The organism is Gordonia sp. LMA484 (assembly GCF_058129505.1).
Genome location: NZ_CM176700.1, coordinates 341,069 through 359,699, shown reverse-complemented (window position 1 = coordinate 359,699; position 18,631 = coordinate 341,069). Strand labels below are relative to the sequence as shown.

18 protein-coding genes are annotated in these 18,631 nt (G+C 65.1%); 7 read left to right on the top strand and 11 right to left on the bottom strand.

Features of this window, described 5'->3' with window-relative positions; all coding sequences use genetic code 11:
- Positions 1-68: 68 nt before the first annotated feature.
- Positions 69-674 (bottom strand): TetR/AcrR family transcriptional regulator, encoded by a 606-nt coding sequence (locus tag AC4AMJ_RS01595; RefSeq protein WP_489897324.1) that lies wholly within the window; start codon positions 672-674, stop codon positions 69-71.
- Positions 675-749: 75 nt separating this feature from the next.
- Positions 750-2,342 (bottom strand): HNH endonuclease signature motif containing protein, encoded by a 1,593-nt coding sequence (locus tag AC4AMJ_RS01590; RefSeq protein ID WP_489916866.1) that lies wholly within the window; start codon positions 2,340-2,342, stop codon positions 750-752.
- Positions 2,343-2,558: 216 nt separating this feature from the next.
- Here AC4AMJ_RS01590 and AC4AMJ_RS01585 point away from each other — a divergent pair, with 216 nt between their 5' ends.
- Together AC4AMJ_RS01585 and AC4AMJ_RS01580 are read left to right on the top strand one after the other, a co-directional pair.
- Positions 2,559-3,815, top strand: coding sequence for a cytochrome P450 (locus tag AC4AMJ_RS01585; RefSeq protein WP_489916864.1), 1,257 nt, complete (start codon positions 2,559-2,561; stop codon positions 3,813-3,815).
- Positions 3,816-3,849: 34 nt separating this feature from the next.
- On the top strand, positions 3,850-5,085 hold the full coding sequence (locus tag AC4AMJ_RS01580; protein WP_489897326.1) for a cytochrome P450: 1,236 nt from the start codon (positions 3,850-3,852) through the stop codon (positions 5,083-5,085).
- 504 nt (positions 5,086-5,589) lie between these two features.
- Here the strand turns inward: AC4AMJ_RS01580 and fadD8 are convergent.
- Positions 5,590-7,230, bottom strand: a complete 1,641-nt coding sequence (gene fadD8 / locus AC4AMJ_RS01575; RefSeq protein ID WP_489916862.1) for a fatty-acid--CoA ligase FadD8 — start codon at positions 7,228-7,230, stop codon at positions 5,590-5,592.
- Positions 7,231-7,411: 181 nt separating this feature from the next.
- Between fadD8 and AC4AMJ_RS01570 the strand changes: the two genes are divergently transcribed.
- Positions 7,412-8,068 (top strand): GNAT family N-acetyltransferase, encoded by a 657-nt coding sequence (locus tag AC4AMJ_RS01570; protein ID WP_489916860.1) that lies wholly within the window; start codon positions 7,412-7,414, stop codon positions 8,066-8,068.
- A 503-nt stretch (positions 8,069-8,571) separates the two neighbouring features.
- Here the strand turns inward: AC4AMJ_RS01570 and AC4AMJ_RS01565 are convergent.
- The 5 genes from AC4AMJ_RS01565 to AC4AMJ_RS01545 all read right to left on the bottom strand — a co-directional run bounded on the left by AC4AMJ_RS01565 (position 8,572) and on the right by AC4AMJ_RS01545 (position 11,622).
- Entirely contained in the window at positions 8,572-9,039 is a 468-nt protein-coding gene (locus tag AC4AMJ_RS01565) for a MarR family winged helix-turn-helix transcriptional regulator (protein ID WP_489916858.1), read from the bottom strand.
- A 3-nt stretch (positions 9,040-9,042) separates the two neighbouring features.
- A complete protein-coding gene (locus AC4AMJ_RS01560) occupies positions 9,043-9,426 on the bottom strand; it encodes a DUF5313 domain-containing protein (protein WP_489918351.1) in 384 nt (127 codons plus the stop codon).
- A gap of 73 nt (positions 9,427-9,499) precedes the next feature.
- Positions 9,500-9,883, bottom strand: a complete 384-nt coding sequence (locus AC4AMJ_RS01555; protein ID WP_489897331.1) for a DUF8021 domain-containing protein — start codon at positions 9,881-9,883, stop codon at positions 9,500-9,502.
- Positions 9,884-9,885: 2 nt separating this feature from the next.
- Entirely contained in the window at positions 9,886-10,782 is an 897-nt protein-coding gene (locus AC4AMJ_RS01550; RefSeq protein WP_489916856.1) for an SDR family oxidoreductase, read from the bottom strand.
- A gap of 48 nt (positions 10,783-10,830) precedes the next feature.
- A complete protein-coding gene (locus tag AC4AMJ_RS01545; protein WP_489897333.1) occupies positions 10,831-11,622 on the bottom strand; it encodes an SDR family oxidoreductase in 792 nt (263 codons plus the stop codon).
- A 65-nt stretch (positions 11,623-11,687) separates the two neighbouring features.
- On the opposite strand from AC4AMJ_RS01545, the gene echA20 reads away from it, so the two are divergent.
- The 4 genes from echA20 to AC4AMJ_RS01525 are packed head-to-tail and all read left to right on the top strand — an operon-like array spanning position 11,688 to position 15,368.
- On the top strand, positions 11,688-12,476 hold the full coding sequence (gene echA20, locus AC4AMJ_RS01540; RefSeq protein ID WP_489897334.1) for a (7aS)-7a-methyl-1,5-dioxo-2,3,5,6,7,7a-hexahydro-1H-indene-carboxyl-CoA hydrolase: 789 nt from the start codon (positions 11,688-11,690) through the stop codon (positions 12,474-12,476).
- Positions 12,476-13,375: a CoA transferase subunit A gene (locus tag AC4AMJ_RS01535; RefSeq protein WP_489916854.1), complete on the top strand. Its 900-nt coding sequence runs from the start codon at positions 12,476-12,478 to the stop codon at positions 13,373-13,375. Before echA20 ends, AC4AMJ_RS01535 begins: the two co-directional genes overlap by 1 nt.
- Entirely contained in the window at positions 13,372-14,157 is a 786-nt protein-coding gene (locus AC4AMJ_RS01530) for a CoA-transferase subunit beta (protein WP_489916853.1), read from the top strand. The genes AC4AMJ_RS01535 and AC4AMJ_RS01530 overlap by 4 nt, the downstream gene beginning before the upstream one ends.
- Positions 14,154-15,368, top strand: coding sequence for an NAD(P)H-dependent flavin oxidoreductase (locus AC4AMJ_RS01525; RefSeq protein ID WP_489916851.1), 1,215 nt, complete (start codon positions 14,154-14,156; stop codon positions 15,366-15,368). The genes AC4AMJ_RS01530 and AC4AMJ_RS01525 overlap by 4 nt, the downstream gene beginning before the upstream one ends.
- 10 nt (positions 15,369-15,378) lie before the next feature.
- Here the strand turns inward: AC4AMJ_RS01525 and AC4AMJ_RS01520 are convergent, their stop codons facing one another.
- The 3 genes from AC4AMJ_RS01520 to AC4AMJ_RS01510 all read right to left on the bottom strand — a co-directional run bounded on the left by AC4AMJ_RS01520 (position 15,379) and on the right by AC4AMJ_RS01510 (position 18,602).
- Positions 15,379-15,753: a hypothetical protein gene (locus AC4AMJ_RS01520; protein WP_489897338.1), complete on the bottom strand. Its 375-nt coding sequence runs from the start codon at positions 15,751-15,753 to the stop codon at positions 15,379-15,381.
- Between the two features lie 264 nt (positions 15,754-16,017).
- Positions 16,018-16,422 (bottom strand): hypothetical protein, encoded by a 405-nt coding sequence (locus AC4AMJ_RS01515; RefSeq protein WP_489916849.1) that lies wholly within the window; start codon positions 16,420-16,422, stop codon positions 16,018-16,020.
- Positions 16,423-16,544: 122 nt separating this feature from the next.
- The gene (locus tag AC4AMJ_RS01510; RefSeq protein ID WP_489916847.1) at positions 16,545-18,602 is read right to left on the bottom strand and encodes a TPR repeat domain-containing protein; all 2,058 of its coding nucleotides are present in this window, start codon (positions 18,600-18,602) and stop codon (positions 16,545-16,547) included.
- Positions 18,603-18,631: the final 29 nt, after the last annotated feature.

Genomic DNA, 18,631 nt, shown 5'->3' with positions numbered 1-18,631 from the left:
GAGCTCCCGGCCACCCACATGTCACGGCGGAGCCGACGATCCCGGTGCTGATCTGCGAGCCGCGCTGATCAGTGCGCCAGCGCACGAATGGACGCACCTGTCCACTGGTCCAAGAAAGTACGCAGCGCCGGCCCGTCGCGCGGCGGATCTCCTCGGTCGAGGACCATGGATTGCAGTGTGCGCAATATGATCTCGACGACGATGTCGATGGCGGCAGCGTCGTAGCCATCTGCGGCCCAGTCGACGTCCATCTTGTCGACCATCGACCAGGCGAAGGTACGCCCGATCTCGGACGTGAACTCGCCGACGACGGGCACGCTCACCCGGTCGGCGCGTAACAGCAGGCCCACATAGTCGTCCGACTCGAGTTCCTCGAGGACCGCCGCGAGTCCCTCGACAACCGCTTTGTCGGCCGATCCGATCCCGCGCAGCCGCAGCGCCATCCGATCGAGCAGCGCGTCCACCGCACCGATGGCGGTCGCGGTGAGCAATTCGTCGGTGCTGCCGTAGTAGCGATACACGGTCTGTCGGGTGACCCCGAGCTCCCTGGCCACGTCGGCGATGCTGGTCGCAGCACCACGACGGTCGATCGTCGAGCGGGTCGCAGCGAGTATCCGACTCTTCGCCTCGTCGTCGTTGAGAGGCACCCGACCGCCCCAGCCGTGCGTGCGCATGACTGATCACCCTACCGGCGGTCGACCCGATCGAAACGGCGTCTGGTGCGGCAGAGAAGCGTTTCTGGCGTTATCTCAGCGGTGGGTTGTGAGCAGCGCGAGTGCCAGGCGTGCTTCGATGACCGAGATCGGTGTGGGGATCGTCTCGGTGAGCTGTAGGTGCGGGCCGTCGTCGGGGGGCGGCGCGTCTGGTTGCGGTGGTGGGTGGAGTTGTGCGCGGACCTGTTCGAGGTGCTGCGCGTACAGCACGGCGATGTCGGGGCGCCGGTTGAACTCCTGCGGGTTCGGCGGTGCACCGTCGGCGCTGTTGCGCCGCCACCAGGTGCGGCCGGTGTGGGGGCCGTCCTCGTAGATGCCGGTGGTGAACTGGCCGATCCCGGGTCCGACCATCCGGTTGTGTTTCGGACACGCCGGGGCCAGATCGACGATGTCGGTCAACCCGCCGGCAGCGAAGTCGCGGCGGGCGTGATGCAGTTCGACGTGGGAGGCCGGCTGATCACAGCCGGGTGCCGAGCACACCTCCCCATCCGGGCGGGCGAACGACGCCAACCGTTGAGCCCGGGTGGCACACCGTTTGGCCTGCCCGAAATACAAGGGCTGCGGGCTCGCATCGGCGAACACCGCCAAATACTGTTGGGCCTCGGCGGCCAACCGGATCACATCGGTGATCGGCAACAGCGACCCGGTCGCGGTGGTACCGAACCCGGTCTCCCGGATCAGATCGGTGAGGTCGGCCTTGACGATCAACTGCACCGGCAACCCCCGATGGGATTTGCCCAGCAACCCATCCTCAAACACTGCCCGCAACAACGCTGCCAACGCATCATGATTGCGCTGGGCCTGGGTGCGGGTGTCGCGGGCGGCGGCCGCCTTCAGTGCCTCGGGGTCGGCGTCCTCCTCGGCACCCGAAGGGGCGTCGGGATCCTCGGGGTTGTTGAGGCCGGGTTTGGCCCACGCGGCCAGCATCATCTCCAGCAACGCCCGGGTTTCCGGATCCAGATGGCCGGTCAGTTTCGACATCTGCTGCGCGTTCTGCCGATTCAGCCACAGATTCCGCTTACGTTTACGGTCGGTGTCGTCGGTCAACTCGCCGTCCGGATCCAGATGCGCCAACACCCGCTGACCCAGGATCACGATCTCATCCGGGGTGTGCTTGACCGCCAACTCGGCCAACGACGCCTCCGCGGCCACCTTCTTGTCGTGGGGCGCCTGCTGCGGGATCGTCTCCAGAATGTCGATCACCGTACTCAGATGCGCCGGCCCGACCTCACCGGCCGCGAACGCCGCCGCCAACTCCGGATAGCGTGGCTCGGCGCACTGCCCACCCAACTGCCGCATCCGCCCGGTCGCCGCGATCTGATCCTTCCGCCGACCCGGCTCGGAGACCCGCACCTCGACATTGAGGAAGTTCGTCAAACTCCGAAACCCCATCGCCCGCGGCACACCCCGATCCGACAACTCCAGAATCTGGCGATTACCCTCGAACAACTGCCGATTGACCGCCCGCTCCGAGGCCCGCGCCACCGCCAGCACCTCCGCATCACTACAGCGCGTCAGATCCGCCGCCGCCAACCGATCCAACACCGCATGCAACTCGGTGAGCAGACCCGGCACCTCCGACAACGACTCCTGCGCGTCCTGCGTGTCGTGCGTGTTCGGCTCGGCCATACCCACCCCCCAGCGGACCAAAGTTCGAATGCATGTTCGAGAGTAGACCAGAATCGCGACCCCCGCAACCGAGCTCCGACGGGCACCTCCCGGCCCATCGCGACCGACCACAGACCATACGCATATTTCATAAGTGTATGGTGTAGTGATAGCTGCCACATCGATATTCGTCGATGCCTGCCGCAGCCGACAGCTGACCACGGCGGAGAGGTAGCGATGACGACAGCAACTCAGGGCGTGTGCCCGTTCGGCCAGGATTTCGATTTCACCGACCCCGACCTGCTGGCCACCGGGATACCGATCACCCAATTCGCTGAACTCCGCAAGACCGCCCCGGTGTGGTGGAACGCGCAGCCGTCCGGCACCTCCGGATTCAACGATGGTGGTTTCTGGGTGATCTCCCGACACGCCCATATCCGGGAGATCTCCAAGAACAACCAGTTGTGGTCGACCAACGCGAACGGTGCGATCATCCGGCTGCCGGACTACATCACCCCTGACCAGCTGGAGTTCACCAAGGCATTGCTGGTCAACCACGATCCGCCGGAGCACACCCGTCTGCGGAAGATCGTGTCGCGACTCTTCACGCCTCGGGCCGTCGCGGCACTCGAGGAGCGGTTGACCGAGTCCGCGCGACAGATCGTCCAGCGGGCGGCAGAGAAGGGCGCCGGAAACTTCGTCGACGACATCGCGATCCACCTGCCGCTGCAGGCCATCCTCGATCTCATCGGCGTCCCCGACGCCGACCGCGCGCGCATCCACGAGCTCGTCGACGCCATCATCAACAGCGACGATCCCGACCAGTCGATCGATCCGACAACCGCCAACGCCGAACTGCTCGGCTACGCCTATGCAATGGCCGAGGAGCGTCGCCGGAATCCCACCGACGACATCGTCACCACGCTCGTACAGGCTGATCTCGACGGCGACGCTCTCGACGAGGCCGAGTTCGGCTTCTTCGTCATCCTGCTGATCACCGCCGGCAACGAGACCACCAGGAATGCGACCAGCCATGGGATGAACGCCTTCCTCGACCACCCGGACCAATGGGAGCTGTACCGGCGCGAGCGGCCGTCGACCGCTGTGGACGAGATCCTGCGCTGGTCAACGCCGGTGCACGCGTTCCAGCGGACCGCACTGGCCGACACCCAGGTCGGTGGCGTCGACATCGCGCGTGGTCAACGCGTCGGCCTGTTCTACAGCTCGGCAAACTACGACGAGGATGTCTTCACCGACCCGTTCGATTTCGACATCACCCGCGATCCCAATCCGCACCTCGCGTTCGGCGGCAACGGAGCACACTTCTGCATCGGTGCCAACCTGGCCCGACTCGAATTGGATCTCATCTTCACAGCCATTGCCGACGCCCTGCCCGACATCACCCGGATCGGCGAGTTGCGACGAGTGCGGTCGGGATGGCTGAACGGCGTCAAGGACCTCCCGGTCCGCTACTCACAAGGTACCGTCGTGTGACGTAAGGCACACCGGCGCGGATCGCGAGGATGACATGACCGCATCGACCACCCAGCCGTTCGAGGACATCGACTTCACCGACCCCGATCTCCTCGAGCAAGGACTTCCGCTTGCCCAATTCGCGGCGCGACGCGCAACCGCGCCGGTCTGGTGGAACAAACAGGCCATCGGGCCGGCCTTCTTCGACGACGAGGGTTTCTGGGTCATCAGCCGTCACGTGGACATCCGGGCCATCTCGAAGGACACCGCGACGTGGTCCAACTACGAAAAGGGCGCTGTGGTGCGCGTGCCGGAATCCGCCACGCGCGAGCAGGTGCATGCAGGGCGGGCCTTCTTACTGAACATGGACCCACCCGAACACACGCGCATGCGCAAGATCGTGTCCCGGATGTTCACCCCGCGCGCGGTGGCCTCGCTCGAGGAGCAGATGACTGCGCACGCACGTGAGATCGTGCACGAGGCGGCCGCCAAGGGCTCCGGCAACTTCGTCGACGACGTCGCAGTCCACCTACCCCTGCGGGCGATCCTCGATCTCCTCGGGGTGCCGGCGACCGACCGCGGATACCTGTGCGACCTGGCCGATTCCATGGTCAACCCCGACGACCCGGACAACAAATATGACCCGTTCACCGCGAACGCGAACCTGCTCACTTACGCGTACACCATGGCCGAGGATCGACGCGCAACGCCGCGCGACGACCTCGTGACCACCCTGGTCCAGGCAGATGTCGACGGACACGCGCTGACCGACCTCGAGTTCGGGTTCTTCGTCATCCTTCTCGTGATCGCGGGCAACGAAACGACCCGTAACGCGATCAGCCACGGCCTCAACGCGTTTCTCGACCGCCCCGACCAATGGGACCTGTACAAGCGGGAGCGCCCGGTGACGGCGATCGACGAGATCATCCGCTGGGCCACACCGGTGCACTGCTTCCAGCGCACGGCCAAGACCGACACCGAGGTGGCCGGTGTTCGGATCGCCAAGGATCAGCGGGTCGGATTGTTCTACAGCTCGGCCAATTACGACGAGACAGTCTTCGACGACCCGTTCACCTTCGACATCACCCGCGACCCGAACCCACATCTCGCGTTCGGCGGCAACGGCGCGCACTTCTGCATCGGCGCCAATCTCGCACGCCTCGAGGTCAGTACGATGTTCAACACGCTCGCCGACCTCGTGCCTGACATCACCAAACTCGCCGAACCGCAACGTGTCCGGTCCGGCTGGCTACACGGGGTCAAGGATCTGCAGGTGTCGTACCTGGGCTGAGCTGTGATGTCGAGCGGTCTCGATACGCAGCCTCGGCTGGCGCCTCGGCGGCTACTCGACCAGCGAAATGGTGCGCTACCCATTCCGGTCCCTGAGGAGCCTCCGAGCGCTACCCATTCCGGTCCCTGAGGAGCCTCCGAGCTTGCGAGCGCTACCATTCCGGTCCCTGAGGAGCCTCCGAGCCTGCGGGCACTACCATTCCGGTCCCTGAGGAGCCTCCGAGCTTGCGAGCGCTACCAATCCGACCCCTGAGGAGCCTCCGAGCTTGCGGGCACTACCATTCCGGTCCCTGAGGAGCCTCCGCGCTTGCGGGCACTACCATTCCGGTCCCTGAGGAGCCTCCGAGCTTGCGAGGATGCGTCACGAAGGGCCGCCCTTCGTGACACTCGCAAGCACGCTCCTCAGGGATCGGAATGGGTCGTCCCCACCCGCTGGTTGAGTAGCGTCGGCCGAGCGGAGCGAGCCCGACGCGTATCGAAACCACCTGCCCGCCCGCGGAACCCCTCAGCCGACGCTGCGACCGGCGTCCGCCCAGAACTGCGCCCGCAAGGCCTTCTTGTCCGGCTTTCCCAGCGCGGTCAGCGGCAGCGAGTCGGCGAAGATCACCTGCTTCGGCGACTGCACTGCACCCTTGCGGTCCTTGACCGCCTGCTGGATCTCGGCGGTGACGCGGGTCTTGGCGTCCTCGCTCTGCTCGGCGTCGCCGCGCAGCACGACGACAGCGGTGACCGCCTCGCCCCACTTGTCGTCGGGCACGCCGATCACGCCGACCTGGCCGACCGAGGGATGCTCGGCCACAACGTCTTCCACCTCGCGCGGGAACACGTTGAAGCCGCCGGTGACGATCATGTCCTTGGTGCGGTCGACGATGTACCAGAACCCGTCGGCGTCCTCGCGCGCCACGTCGCCGGTCCGTAGCCAACCATCGCGGAAGGTGTCGGCGGTCTGCTCGGGCAGTCCCCAGTAGCCACCTGCCAACAGCGGTCCGGCGACACAGATCTCACCCGGCTCGCCCGGAGACACCGGCTTGTCGTCGGGACCGAGCAACGCGGTCCGCAAGAATGCCGACGGCCGACCGCAACTACTCAATCTGCGCGGATCCTCCCCCGGCTTCGGGTGGTCGTTTTTTCCCAGGTAGCTGATCACCATCGGCGCCTCGGATTGCCCGTAGTACTGGGCGAAGATCGGGCCGAACCGCTCGATGGCCTCGGCCAGCCGCACCGGATTGATCGCCGACGCACCGTAATACACGGTTTCGAGCGACGACAGGTCACGGGTCTTGGAGTCCGGGTGATCCATCAGCGCGTACAACATCGACGGCACCAGCATCGTCGCGGTGATGCGTTCCGCCTCGATCACGCGCAACACCTCCGCCGGATCGAACTTGGCCATCACCACCATCGATCCGCCCTTGATGAGCGTCGGCACGAAGAATGCGGCACCGGCGTGCGAGAGCGGCGTGCACATGAGGAATCGCGGGTTCTCCGGCCACTCCCACTCGGACAGCTGGATCTGGGTCATCGTCGACATGGCCCGGGCAGTTCCGATGACGCCCTTGGGTTTACCGGTCGTGCCACCCGTGTAGGTGATCGAGACGACGTGCTCCGGCGGCAGATCGGCGGCGACGAGTGGTCGGGGCCGGTAGTTGTCCGCCTCGGCGATGACGTCGCGCCCGTAGGCGGCGAGTTCCTCGGGCACCGGGCCCAGCGTGAGCACCTGTTTGAGACTGTCGACTCGCTCGACGAGCGCGACCGCACGTTCGACGAACATCGGCACGGGATCGATGACCAGCGTGGTGACGCCCGCGTCGGACAGCACGTAGGCGTGGTCGTCGAGCGAACCGAGGGGATGTAACGCCGTGCGACGCCACCCCTGTGTCTGCCCGGCGCCGATCACCAGCAACACCTCGGGGCGATTCAGCGCCAGCAGGCCGACTGTCGAACCGGTGCCGGCACCCATCGCCTCGAACGCCTGTTGGTAGCGGCTGACCGCGTCAGCCATCTCCCGGCCGGTGAGTTCGGTGTCCCCGAGAAAGAGCACCTTGCGGTCGGCATGCCGACGGAGCGCGGCCACCAGCAGATCACCCAGATGGGTGCCGCCCCGCAGATGGTCGAAGTCGGACGTCGAATTCTGATCATCAGTCATGGTGATCAAGACTAGGACGTGTTACAGAGTTACGGAAGAACCGGCTGGCATCGAAGGCCATGAAGTGGACATTTCTTCCCGATCCAGGCCGATTACTGGAATAGAACACGTTTCATTTCTGGTAATGCCGCCCTGCGGTCACCGTCACATCCGTCGGCACTCTCAACTAGGATCTGTGACCATGACCGATCTGGACCTGGCCACCACCCGCCGCGACATCACCGACGCTCTCCTGACCGCGCTAGAGCGTCGTCATGAGGTCCTCGACGCCATCGTCGACGCCGAGAACCGCGATGACGCGGTCGAGGCGATCGCCACGCTGCTCGACAAGTCCACGCTGGGTGCCGAGGCGATCCTCGGCATGTCTTTCTACCAGCTCACCAAGGACGAGCGGCGAAAGAATCAGGCCGAGCTCGACGACCTGAACAACGCGATCACGTTCACGCTCGCCGAGCGCCCGGCCAGCAGCGGAGACTCCCTGGATCTCCGCCCCTTCGATGCGGCCAAGGACGCCGACCTGTTCAAGGTCCGTACCGAGGAGCTGAAGGTCGCCGGCGACGGTTCGGGCACACCTGCCGGTGAGATCGCCGACGAGATCGCCAAGGCCACCGAGCGCGTGCACAACGAGGATGCGGTCTGGCTGGTCGGTATCGACGGCGGCGACAAGGTCGGCTTCGTCTTCGGTGAGCTGTCCGGTGGTGAAGTGGACGTCCGCATCTGGATTCACCCCGACCATCGCAAGAAGGGCTACGGCACTGCGTGCCTACGTAAGTCGCGCTCGGAGATGGCCGCCTACTTCCCCGGTGTCCCGATGGTGGTCCGCGCGCCGAGTTCGTAAGGGATCAGCCGCTTCCCGTCGGGGCGACATGACCGGCGTCATCCGGTGCGTGAGGCGAGTTTGGAATGAACCCCAACCCTGGTCCCCCGCGCGAGATTGGAATGAGAACCCCACCCCGGTCCCCCGGGGCGAGATTGGAATGAACCCCACCCCGGCCCCTGGCGCCGATTGGAATGAACGTCACCCCGGTCCCCGGCGCGAGATTGGAATGAGCCCACACTGGTCCCTGAGGAGCGAGCTTGCGAGCGTCACGAAGGGCGGCCCTTCGTGACGTTACTCCGCTACCGCCCCAAACCACCACGGCGACCCGGTGGTGCCACCGACCCCCCCGACCTCCACAGCGACCGGGAGGTGGCGCCAGCACTCCGACTCCTCGTAACCGACTTCCGCGATCTGCCGTGAATTCGAGTCACCGGTTGACCCGAATCCACGGCACATGTGGCATACCGTCACCGAACCCCCAACGGGACGGTGACCGCACCACCGGGATCGGTGGCGCCGCATCACGAATCAGCCTGCACCGCAGCGGCATTCACGCGGGTGAGTACCCCATGGAGTTCTTCGAGCACCTCGAGGTCGACGCCGAGCGCCTCGACGACGGCCGGAGGGATGGCCAGCGCCTGCTCGCGCAGCGCTCGACCCTCGTCGGTCAGGGCGATGTCGACGTTGCGTTCGTCGTCGCCGCGACGTTGCCTCATGACGAGGCCGGCCGACTCGAGGCGCTTGAGCAGGGGCGAGAGAGTCGCCGAATCCAGTTGCAGGACATGACCGATGTCCTTCACAGCGCGGGGCGAGGTCTCCCACAGCGCCAGCATGACCAGATATTGGGGATGGGTCAGTCCGAGAGGCTCGAGCAGCCGGCGATAGATCTTCAGCACCGACCGATTCGCGACAGCCAGCGCGAAGCACACCTGCCGCTCCAGTAGCAGCGGGTTCGCCTCCTCGGCCACCGCTTCGTCCAGGTCACTCATCGCTCATCTCCCGCGGTACTTGCGGTAGTACTCGTCGTACAGATCCGCGTTGCGTTCACGTTCGCGCTTGTCGATCAGGTCGGGGTCGAGACCGTGTTGGCTCAGCCGGTGACGCCGGTAAACGCGGTTCAGGGCGAACGAGAAGAAGACGTAGGCGATCGGAATCGGGAGGGCCATGGTGATCCGCACATCCCAGGGCGCAGGCACCAACATGAAGGGCAGCACCAGGATCAGGCACGGCACCAACCACCGGAGCACCATTCGGCGCGTCGCGCCGGGGCCGGCGAGATCGTTGGCCACCCATTCGGTCATCGACGACGGCAGTTTTGCCCCATAGGCGTATCGCACATACTGCAGCCCCTTGGGGCGGGACTGGTCACGGGTCATCGACTGCTCAGGCACGAATCAATCGTACACGATCAAATCGGCCGTATGTAATCTCGATGCACAAAGTCGAGCCTCAGACGCGTCGCCGCGGCACCCCGAACCGAGCCACGATCTTGCGGATACGGTCATCTTCATCCACCACGAAGGACTCGGTGACGTGCGCCGCCAGGCCCAGCACCTTCGGCCGGACGTGAACCCAATAGCGCGTGGAGACCATGTGCCCGTCCACGTCGGCACTGAACTCACTGATGCGGTGGATCAACCGGTACTGCGGCCCGCGACGGAGGCTGCGCGCAAGGTGCGCCGCATTGCGCCCGGTCTTGATGCCCAATTCGGTGCGAGTGCACTCAGGATGAAACGAGATCGCCGACGGGTCGTGACTGACCAGGGCGTCAACGTACGCGCGGGCGGCAGCCACGCGCCGAGCCGCGCGTTCCGGGTCGAGGTCGGGTGTCACGGCTACCGCGCACCATAGACGGGTACCGGCACGGGCGACTTGGCGAGGATCTCCTCGATCACCGGCCCCAACTCACCCGGCTTCCATCGAGAACCCTTGTCCTGCTCGGCACTTCGCTGGAATGCGTCGACGACGGTGACCTTGCCGCCCTCGACCTCGAAGACGCGGCCGGTGACCGCCGACGACTCCGGCGACCCGAGCCAGACCACCAATGGCGAGATGTTCGCCGGGTCCATCGCGTCGAACGAACCATCGGCCGGCGCAGCCATCTGCGCGGCCATCGCGTCGCCGGCACCCATGGTCATCTGAGTCCGCGCCGACGGTGCGATCGCATTCGCGGTCACGCCGTAGTTGCCCAGTTCGGCCGCGGCTTGAATGGTCAGAGCGGTGATGCCGGCCTTGGCCGCAACATAGTTGCCCTGCCCGACCGACCCGAACAAGCCGGCCCCCGACGACGTGTTGATGATGCGCGCCGTCGGCTGACTGCCCGCCTTCGACTGCGCGCGCCAGTAGGCGGCCGCATGATGCAGCGTGACGAAATGCCCCTTCAGGTGCACCCGGATCACCGCATCCCATTCGTCTTCGGACATGGCGACGAGCATCCGGTCGCGGACGAATCCCGCGTTGTTGACGACGATGTCCAGGCCGCCGAACTCTTTGACCGTGGTGTCGATTATCGCGGCGCCACCGGCCCAGTCGGCGACATCGGAGACGATGGCGATGGCCTCGCCACCGGATGCGACGATCTCGTCGGCAACGGCGTGCGCCGAGTTGGTGTCGAAGTCGTTGACGACGACCTTCGCCCCGTCGGCGGCAAACGCCAGCGCGTGGGCGCGGCCTATCCCCTGCCCGGCACCTGTCACGATTGCGACGCGACCCTCATTCAGCTTGTCAGCCAAGACTTCTCCCCTTCATCATGTTTCTGTTGCGATGCCGCGTAGACGCGGTCAGACCTTGTTGTCAGCGGTGGCCGCGGCCAAGAATGCCGGCCGTTCCCCACCACCATGCACCGTCAGTGTGGAGCCGGTGATGTATTCGGCCAGCGGGCTGAGCAGGAACGCGACCGCGTTACCGACATCGGCCGGTTCCGCGAGCCGTCCCATCGGAATGGTGGCTCCGACCGCGGCGACCCCTTCATCGTCGCCGAGATGTAGATGCGCCTGTTCGGTCAGGACGGCACCACAGACGACGGAATTGATCCGGACCCGTGGCGCCCATTCGATGGCCAACGACGTCACCGCGTTGTCGAGGCCCGCTTTCGCCGCACCGTATGCCGACGTTCCCGGCGACGGCCGATGCCCGCTCACACTGGATACGTTCACGATGGCACCACCACCGTCCTGCTGCTGCATCACGGCGTTGGCCGCGCGCGCAACGGTCAACGGGGCGAGGAGATTCAGTTCCACGATCTTCGAGGTAAGCCTCGGCGAGGACTCCGCCGCGAGCGCGAACGGTGAACCGCCCGCGTTGTTCACCACGGCATCGAGCCGCCCATGGCTGTCGACGATCTCGGCCATCAGCGCCTCGACGGCATCGGCATCACGGACGTCGCACGCCCGGAACTCGACGTCGAGATCGGTGGCCGGGGTCCGGCCGCACACCACCGGCACCGCACCCATCTCGGCCAGCACCCGCGTGATACCCGCGCCGACGCCCCGCGTCCCACCGGTGACCAGGATGATCTTCTGCTCCAAGCCGAGGTCCACCCCATGACCTGCGACCTGTGACTGCGCCTTCATGAGTGCTACCCTACCAAACAACCAAGCACTTGCTTGGTTGCTATCTGGACCCGAGAGGAGCAGGTGTGCCGATCACCACGACACGCACCGAGACCGGCATCGTGACGGTGACCGTCGACTACCCACCGGTGAATGCGCTGCCGTCGGCGGCATGGTTCGAATTGGCCGATGCGATCACCGCGGCAGGCGAGGACATGTCCAGCCATGTGGTCATCCTGCGGGCCGAGGGACGCGGGTTCAATGCCGGTGTCGACATCAAGGAAATGCAGGCCACCGAAGGTTTCGATGCCCTGATCGGCGCCAATCGCGGGTGCGCTGCGGCGTTCTCCGCGGTCTATGACTGCAAGGTGCCCGTGATCGTCGCGGTCAACGGGTTCTGCGTGGGTGGCGGTATCGGTCTGGTCGGCAACGCCGACGTCATCGTCGCCTCCGACGATGCGGTCTTCGGACTGCCCGAGGTGGACCGCGGCGCCTTGGGCGCGGCCACCCACCTGGCACGTCTGGTCCCGCAGCACATGATGCGCACGCTGTACTACACGGCACAGAATGTCACCGCTCAGCAGCTCGAACACTTCGGATCGGTCTACCGTGTGGTCCCTCGGGCAGGTCTGCTCGACGCGGCGATGGAGGTCGCCGAGATGATCGCGGCCAAGGACACCCGGGTGATCCGCGCCGCGAAAGAGGCCATCAACCACATCGATCCGGTCGACGTGAAGAGCAGCTATCGACTCGAACAGGGTTTCACGTTCGAGCTCAATCTCGCCGGCGTCGCCGATGAGCACCGGGATGCGTTCGTCAGCACCGGAAAGACCTTGAACACCGCCGGATCCAACAGCACTGGAGGACGCGCCTGATGACGGCCACCCCGACCGACAAGACCAGCTCCCTCGACGACGTCATCGGCGAGCTGCGCGACGGCATGACCATCGGCATCGGCGGCTGGGGTTCGCGCCGCAAGCCGTTGGCGCTGGTGCGCGCCCTCGCCCGGTCCGACGTGAAGGACCTCACGGTGGTCACCTATGGTGGCCCCGACCTCGGGTTGCTCTGCGCGGCAGGCAAGGTCCGCCGCGCCTACTACGGATTCGTGTCCCTGGACTCCGCACCGTTCTACGATCCGTGGTTCGCGAAGGCACGTACATCGGGTTCGCTCGAGGCGCGCGAGATGGACGAAGGCATGGTCAAGTGTGGCCTCGAGGCCGCCGCCGCCCGATTGCCGTTCCTGCCGATTCGTGCCGGCCTCGGCTCCGATGTGCCCAACTTCTGGGAGGGTGAGCTGAAGACGGTCACCTCGCCCTACCCTGAAACCGACGGCCGGGCAGAGACGTTGATCGCCATGCCCGCGCTCCGCCTCGACGCGGCCTTCGTCCACCTGGATCTGGCAGACAGCCGCGGCAACGCCGCCTATACCGGCGTCGACCCGTACATGGATGACCTCTTCTGCGCCGCGGCCGAACGGCGCTATCTGGAGACCGATCAGCTGGTGTCCACCGAGGTGCTGGTCAAAACCGTTCCGACGCAACGCCTACTGCTCAACCGCATGAACGTGGACCGGGTGGTGCACACCCCCAATGGCGCCCATTTCACCTTTGCGGGCGACTACGGGCGCGACGAGAAGTTCCAGCAGTTCTATGTCGAGGCGGCCAAGGACCCGGAAACCTGGGCCGCGTTCTCGAAGCGCTTCCTCGACGTCGACGAGACCGATTACCAACGTGCCGTCACCGAATGGCAGGGCGAGCAGGAGGACCAGAAGTGAGCACCACGACCAATTCTTCGTCGGTTGAGCCTGTCGAGACCACCATCACCCGCGCCGAGATCTGCGTCGTCGCATGTGCCGAGATCTTCTCCGGCGCAGGCGAGATCATGGCATCGCCGATGGCCCCGACACCGCTGCTCGGCGCTCGCCTGGCCCGCCTCACCACCGAACCCGATCTGTTGATCACAGACGGTGAGGCGCTGATCCTCGCCGACACCCCGGGCATCGGCAAGTCCGGCCCGATCGAGGGCTGGATGCCGTTCCGCAAGGTGTTCGAAGTGGTCGCCTCCGGGCGACGGCATGTGGTGATGGGTGCCAACCAGATCGACCGCCACGGCAACCAGAACCTCTCGGCCTTCGGACCGCTTCAGCATCCGACCCGCCAGATGTTCGGGGTGCGTGGCGCGCCCGGCAACACCATCAACCATCCGACCAGCTACTGGGTGCCCCGCCACTCGTCACGCGTGTTCACCGACACCGTCGACATCGTGTCCGGAATCGGCTACGACAAAGTCGATCCGGAGAACCCGGCGTTCCGGTTCCTGAACATCCCGCGGGTGGTGAGCAATCTGGGTGTCTTCGACTTCGAGGGACCCGGCCACACCATGCGGGCGCGATCGCTGCATCCCGGCGTCACCGCCGACGAGGTCGCGGAGAACACCGGTTTCGAGATCGCCGGCCTTGACGCGGCCCCCACCACCCGCACGCCGTCCGCCGAGGAACTGTCGCTCATCCGGGATGTGCTCGATCCCAAGGGCGTACGGAATCGAGAAGTGAAATGACTCCCTCAGGCGGTGCCGCGCCGGGAGCGGAGCGAGCGGGCGGATCCAGCGCCGCGCCGGGAGCGGAGCGAGCGGGCGGATCCGGTGCCGCGCCGGGAGCGGAGCGAGCGGGCGGATCCGGCGCCGCCTCAGCCCGGGCCGCCGGATTATCCACACGCTTCACCGACCTCGTCGGCATCGAATACCCGATCGTGCAGACCGGCATGGGCTGGGTGTCCGGTCCGTCGTTGACCTCGGCGACATCCAACGCCGGTGGCCTCGGCATCCTGGCGTCGGCGACGATGACCTTCGGCGAACTCGAGGCGGCGATCGCCAAGACGAAGTCGCTGACGGACAAGCCATTCGGCGTCAACATCCGCGCCGACGCCACCGACGCTCCGGAGCGGATCGATCTCCTCATCCGCGAGGGTGTGAAGGTCGCGTCGTTCGCGCTGGCCCCGAAGCAGGAACTCATCGCCAAGCTCAAGGACCACGGGGTGGTGGTGATCCCGTCGATCGGGGCGGCCAAGCATGCGGTGAAGGTGGCGTCCTGGGGTGCCGATGCGGTGATCGTGCAGGGCGGCGAGGGCGGGGGCCACACGGGACCGGTGGCCACCACCCTGCTGCTGCCGTCGGTGCTGGATGCGCTGTCGGCGAAAGGGATCGACATTCCGGTGGTCGCGGCGGGCGGATTCTTCGACGGTCGTGGCCTGGTGGCCGCACTTTCCTACGGCGCCGAGGGTGTCGCGATGGGCACCCGCTTCCTGCTCACCTCCGACAGCGCCGTGCCGGATTCGGTGAAACAGGAGTACCTGCAGCGCGGACTCGGCGACACCGTCGTGTCGGTGAAGGTCGACGGCATGCCGCACCGGGTGCTGCGAACCCCGCTCGTCGAGGCACTCGAGAGTGGCAGTCGAGCCAAGGCACTCTACGCCGCGGCCCGGAACGCCAACGAGTTCAAGCAGATGACCGGCATGAAGTGGACCACGATGCTCCGCGACGGTCGCACCATGCGCCGCTCGGGCGAGCGGTCGTGGCAGCAGGTCATCATGGCGGGCAACACGCCGATGCTGTTGCGTGCCGGTCTCGTCGAAGGCGACACCCGCGCAGGTGTGCTCGCGTCCGGTCAGGTCGTCGGCATGATCGACGATCTGCCCAGCTGCGACGAACTGATCCAGTCGATCATGACCCAGGCTCATAGCCGGTTGAAGGCATTGAGGTCGCTCGGCTGAAGGTTGCCTGTCACGCTTCCGGACGATCCAGTGCCGTGCTCCAGGAGTCCAATTGGAGCTTCATCCAATACCGGGTGTTCTCGATCAGCGAGGTATACACCGCGGCCGACATCAAGACACCCGGGTGATCGTCGAGCCACATGCTCACCGCGTGATCAAGGCGGCGGCGAAACTCGCGTTGGCGATCCTCGTCGTCGTCGAGTAGTCGTCGTGCCTCTTCCCAGGTGTAGCCGTCGCCACCAGGTACCGACTTCGGGGCGCCGGGAGGGTCGTTGACAGCTGTCTGCCGTGCGTTGTAGGCCGCAGCTCGTTTCTCCAGCAGCGCGGCTGGAACCCTTGCCTGCAGGACAGTTCGGAGTTCAGCAGGCAGATCGTCAATCCTCATCGACAACTCATTTCAACACGATGTTCTGCAGGGCCTTTTCGACGGGGGTAGCGGCTTCGCACATTTCCGACGTCCGCCGCGACCGTACCTTGACCTCAATCTGATTTACCGGCGGGAGGAGCTGCGGAGTCACAACCGAACGACGCTGCATCTCCTGGCCATGACTGGCATGAACCGGGAAGATTGCCCCACTGCTGCGGCCGCGCTTGATCGGGGGTTATGCCCCCGACAGGTGACGGCAGATCCTCCAGGTTCACCGAATTTTCACTTCAACATGATGTTTTGTAAGACCTTCTCCACCAAGGGTGTTGCAGATTCGCATAGGCTGGGTTTCGCGCCGCCCTCGACAACAAGCTGGAGCTCGTAGCCGTCCGGCAAGTAAGAGGACGTCACGATCGCAGAGCAGTCCAGGTCGACGTCCCCGCCATCGGTCAGCGCGTACACCCAGCCCCCGCCACTAGGTATTGTGTATGTTCGGAGCACCGATTTTGCTTCATCCGGCGGCGAATCATGCAGCGGCCGCATCTCAATGCTTCCGCCCGCAGACCAATGACATGCTGGTAGATCGCGCCATTGGCGAGGGCGCGCTTCAAACGGGGTCCGGTTGCCAAGCACCGAACTCACATCGTCTGCATCCAAAATGTCACACATCGCATTCGGTGAGACCATGGGCGGCAACGATTCGTCAGCCCATGCTGTGGAAGAGGACGCCGGTTCATCCGGCTCGGATCCACACGAGCAACACATCATGACCGCCGCGCATGCCAGAACCCAAGCCGTCGCTACGTTCGTCATCTGCCATCCCGCCCAGCTTGCCAGCCTCGATTGAGTTCTCCGAGGTCGTAACCCTTCTTCTCGAAGTAGTGCTCCATTGCCTGCCCGAACTGGTCGTACGCGGTTACCGGATCCGACTTCACTCTGCCGATCTCGTCATACGTCATCAGGCGCGGACCAAGTTCGTGCCCATCGAGCGGTTCCGTTGTGATGTAGGTCTGCAGATGCGGATCGGTCGAGTCGAACCCTGGAGTAGTGTCGGACCCCTGAAGCAGCTGGTAGTACTGCCAGGCGAAACCACCCTTGTCCCGAATCGGTGCAGTGGGATCGCCTAGCTCCGGCACGCTCCCGAACAGCTCGCGGGCCAGTAGAGGCATACTGGAATCCATTGCCAGCCCGGCGAAATCTCCGACCACAGGGATCTGTTTCACTGCGAAACCCGCGCCCTCGCTGACCGAGGTGAACACAGCAGTCCTCTGCGCCGCGCGTTGCGCCTCATCGCCCATGCCGTACTCCAGGTAGTGATTCATGCCGTTTTGCGCAGCGGCGTCGATGCGGCCCGCCGCGGATGCGTAGGCGAATATGTCGTCCGGGTGTGTCGCAGCCATCCCGTAGAGCTGCGAGACCGACGCATAGGCGGCTTCGTTGAACGGGACTGCAGAACTCTCGTACTGGTCCATCGCGGCGAAAACATTGCGAAACTCCTCGACGCTCAGCGAGTTGAATCCTCGCGTATCGAGGTGGCTATAGTCGACGCCACCCATGTGGGGTACGTAGTTGCCAAGGACCGCTGCTGTTGACTGGGTTAGATTCTCGTTCAGCCCGAAAGGTTGCGCGCCAAGGTACTTCGCGATCCCTTCGGCTGACTCGCCGGACATCGTCGCCATGTGCTCGTCAGGTGCCACAGCGTTGTCATTGATTCCGTCGATCACCGCCTTCATGCCATCATCGTGCCCTCCCCAGTCATTTCCCATCAGGGCGGCAACCATCTCGTCGCGCTTCCAATTCGCGCCACCAAGACCGTCCGCATTGTTCATCGCAGCTTGCGCATACCTGCCGTCCCCCAACGCATCCGCCACCGCCGGATGATCCTGGGCGGCGGCGCCGAGCAACGCCGACGCAACCCGATCCGGTTCTTGCCCGGCCGCCCAGTCGGCGCCGTCAGCGTTGTCGTGCTGAGCAATCTCGGCGGCCAGACGAATGAAGTCTCGGTTGACGTCGCTGCCCACGTCTTTGGCTCCGGGCTCACCGTGGCTCATGAATCCGGCGAAGTCCTCGAGGTCTGCTGCTCGCGGAATTGCGTTGCGAGAACCCGCGACCTGACTGATCGGATTCGACGTCAACAGACTCCGAACGTCGGTCGGGAGCATCTCGATTCCACCGTGCTGTCCGCCTTCGGCCCGCATGTAGTTGGGTGAACCCATGAGGCGCACTGAATCGGCCAACGACCCCCGGAGCAAGTCCTGCTGCTGCGGAGAGAGGTTGTCACCGATCTGGTCCAGGTCTTCAGCGGGGTAGCCGTCGAGTCCTTGCATCAGCGACTTGAGGTAGTCGAATTCTCCGTCGGGTATCGACGCTGGGAGCCCCGCCTTCATCGCCGAAAGTTGCTCGGGCGTAAGGTTACTGGCAGCCGCGATCCGGGCCAGCTGAGCCGGGGTGGGCTTACCGTGCCTCAGGGCTTCCGCGTCAGCCTGGCCGTTCTGAGTGGTCAAACCCGCGGTCATCGGGGCGAAGGCATCGATGTCACCCTTGGCCTCGCGAATGGTGTTGGCACAGTTCTCCGCGTCGACACCGAGTTGCCGCGCCAGGTCGGTCAATCTGATCGTTTCGTTGATGGCATGCTGCTCACGTTGCCGTCGTATCGCCTCGATCTCGGCAAGGGCCTCTGGGTCCTCCCCGGCGAGCAGTCGGGCAAAACCATAGTTGACGTCGTCGGTGACCTTCCAGTCGTCGGCGACGACATAGCTGTCACCTTCGAGCGCTTGTGCTCCCTGAACCAGATTGTCGCGGTTCGGCGCCATCGCGGCGGCGCCAGTGGTGAGCGCGGTCCGCAGTTTCCCGATCGCTGTGGACAATCGACCGAATGCGGCCGTCTCGGAGTCCG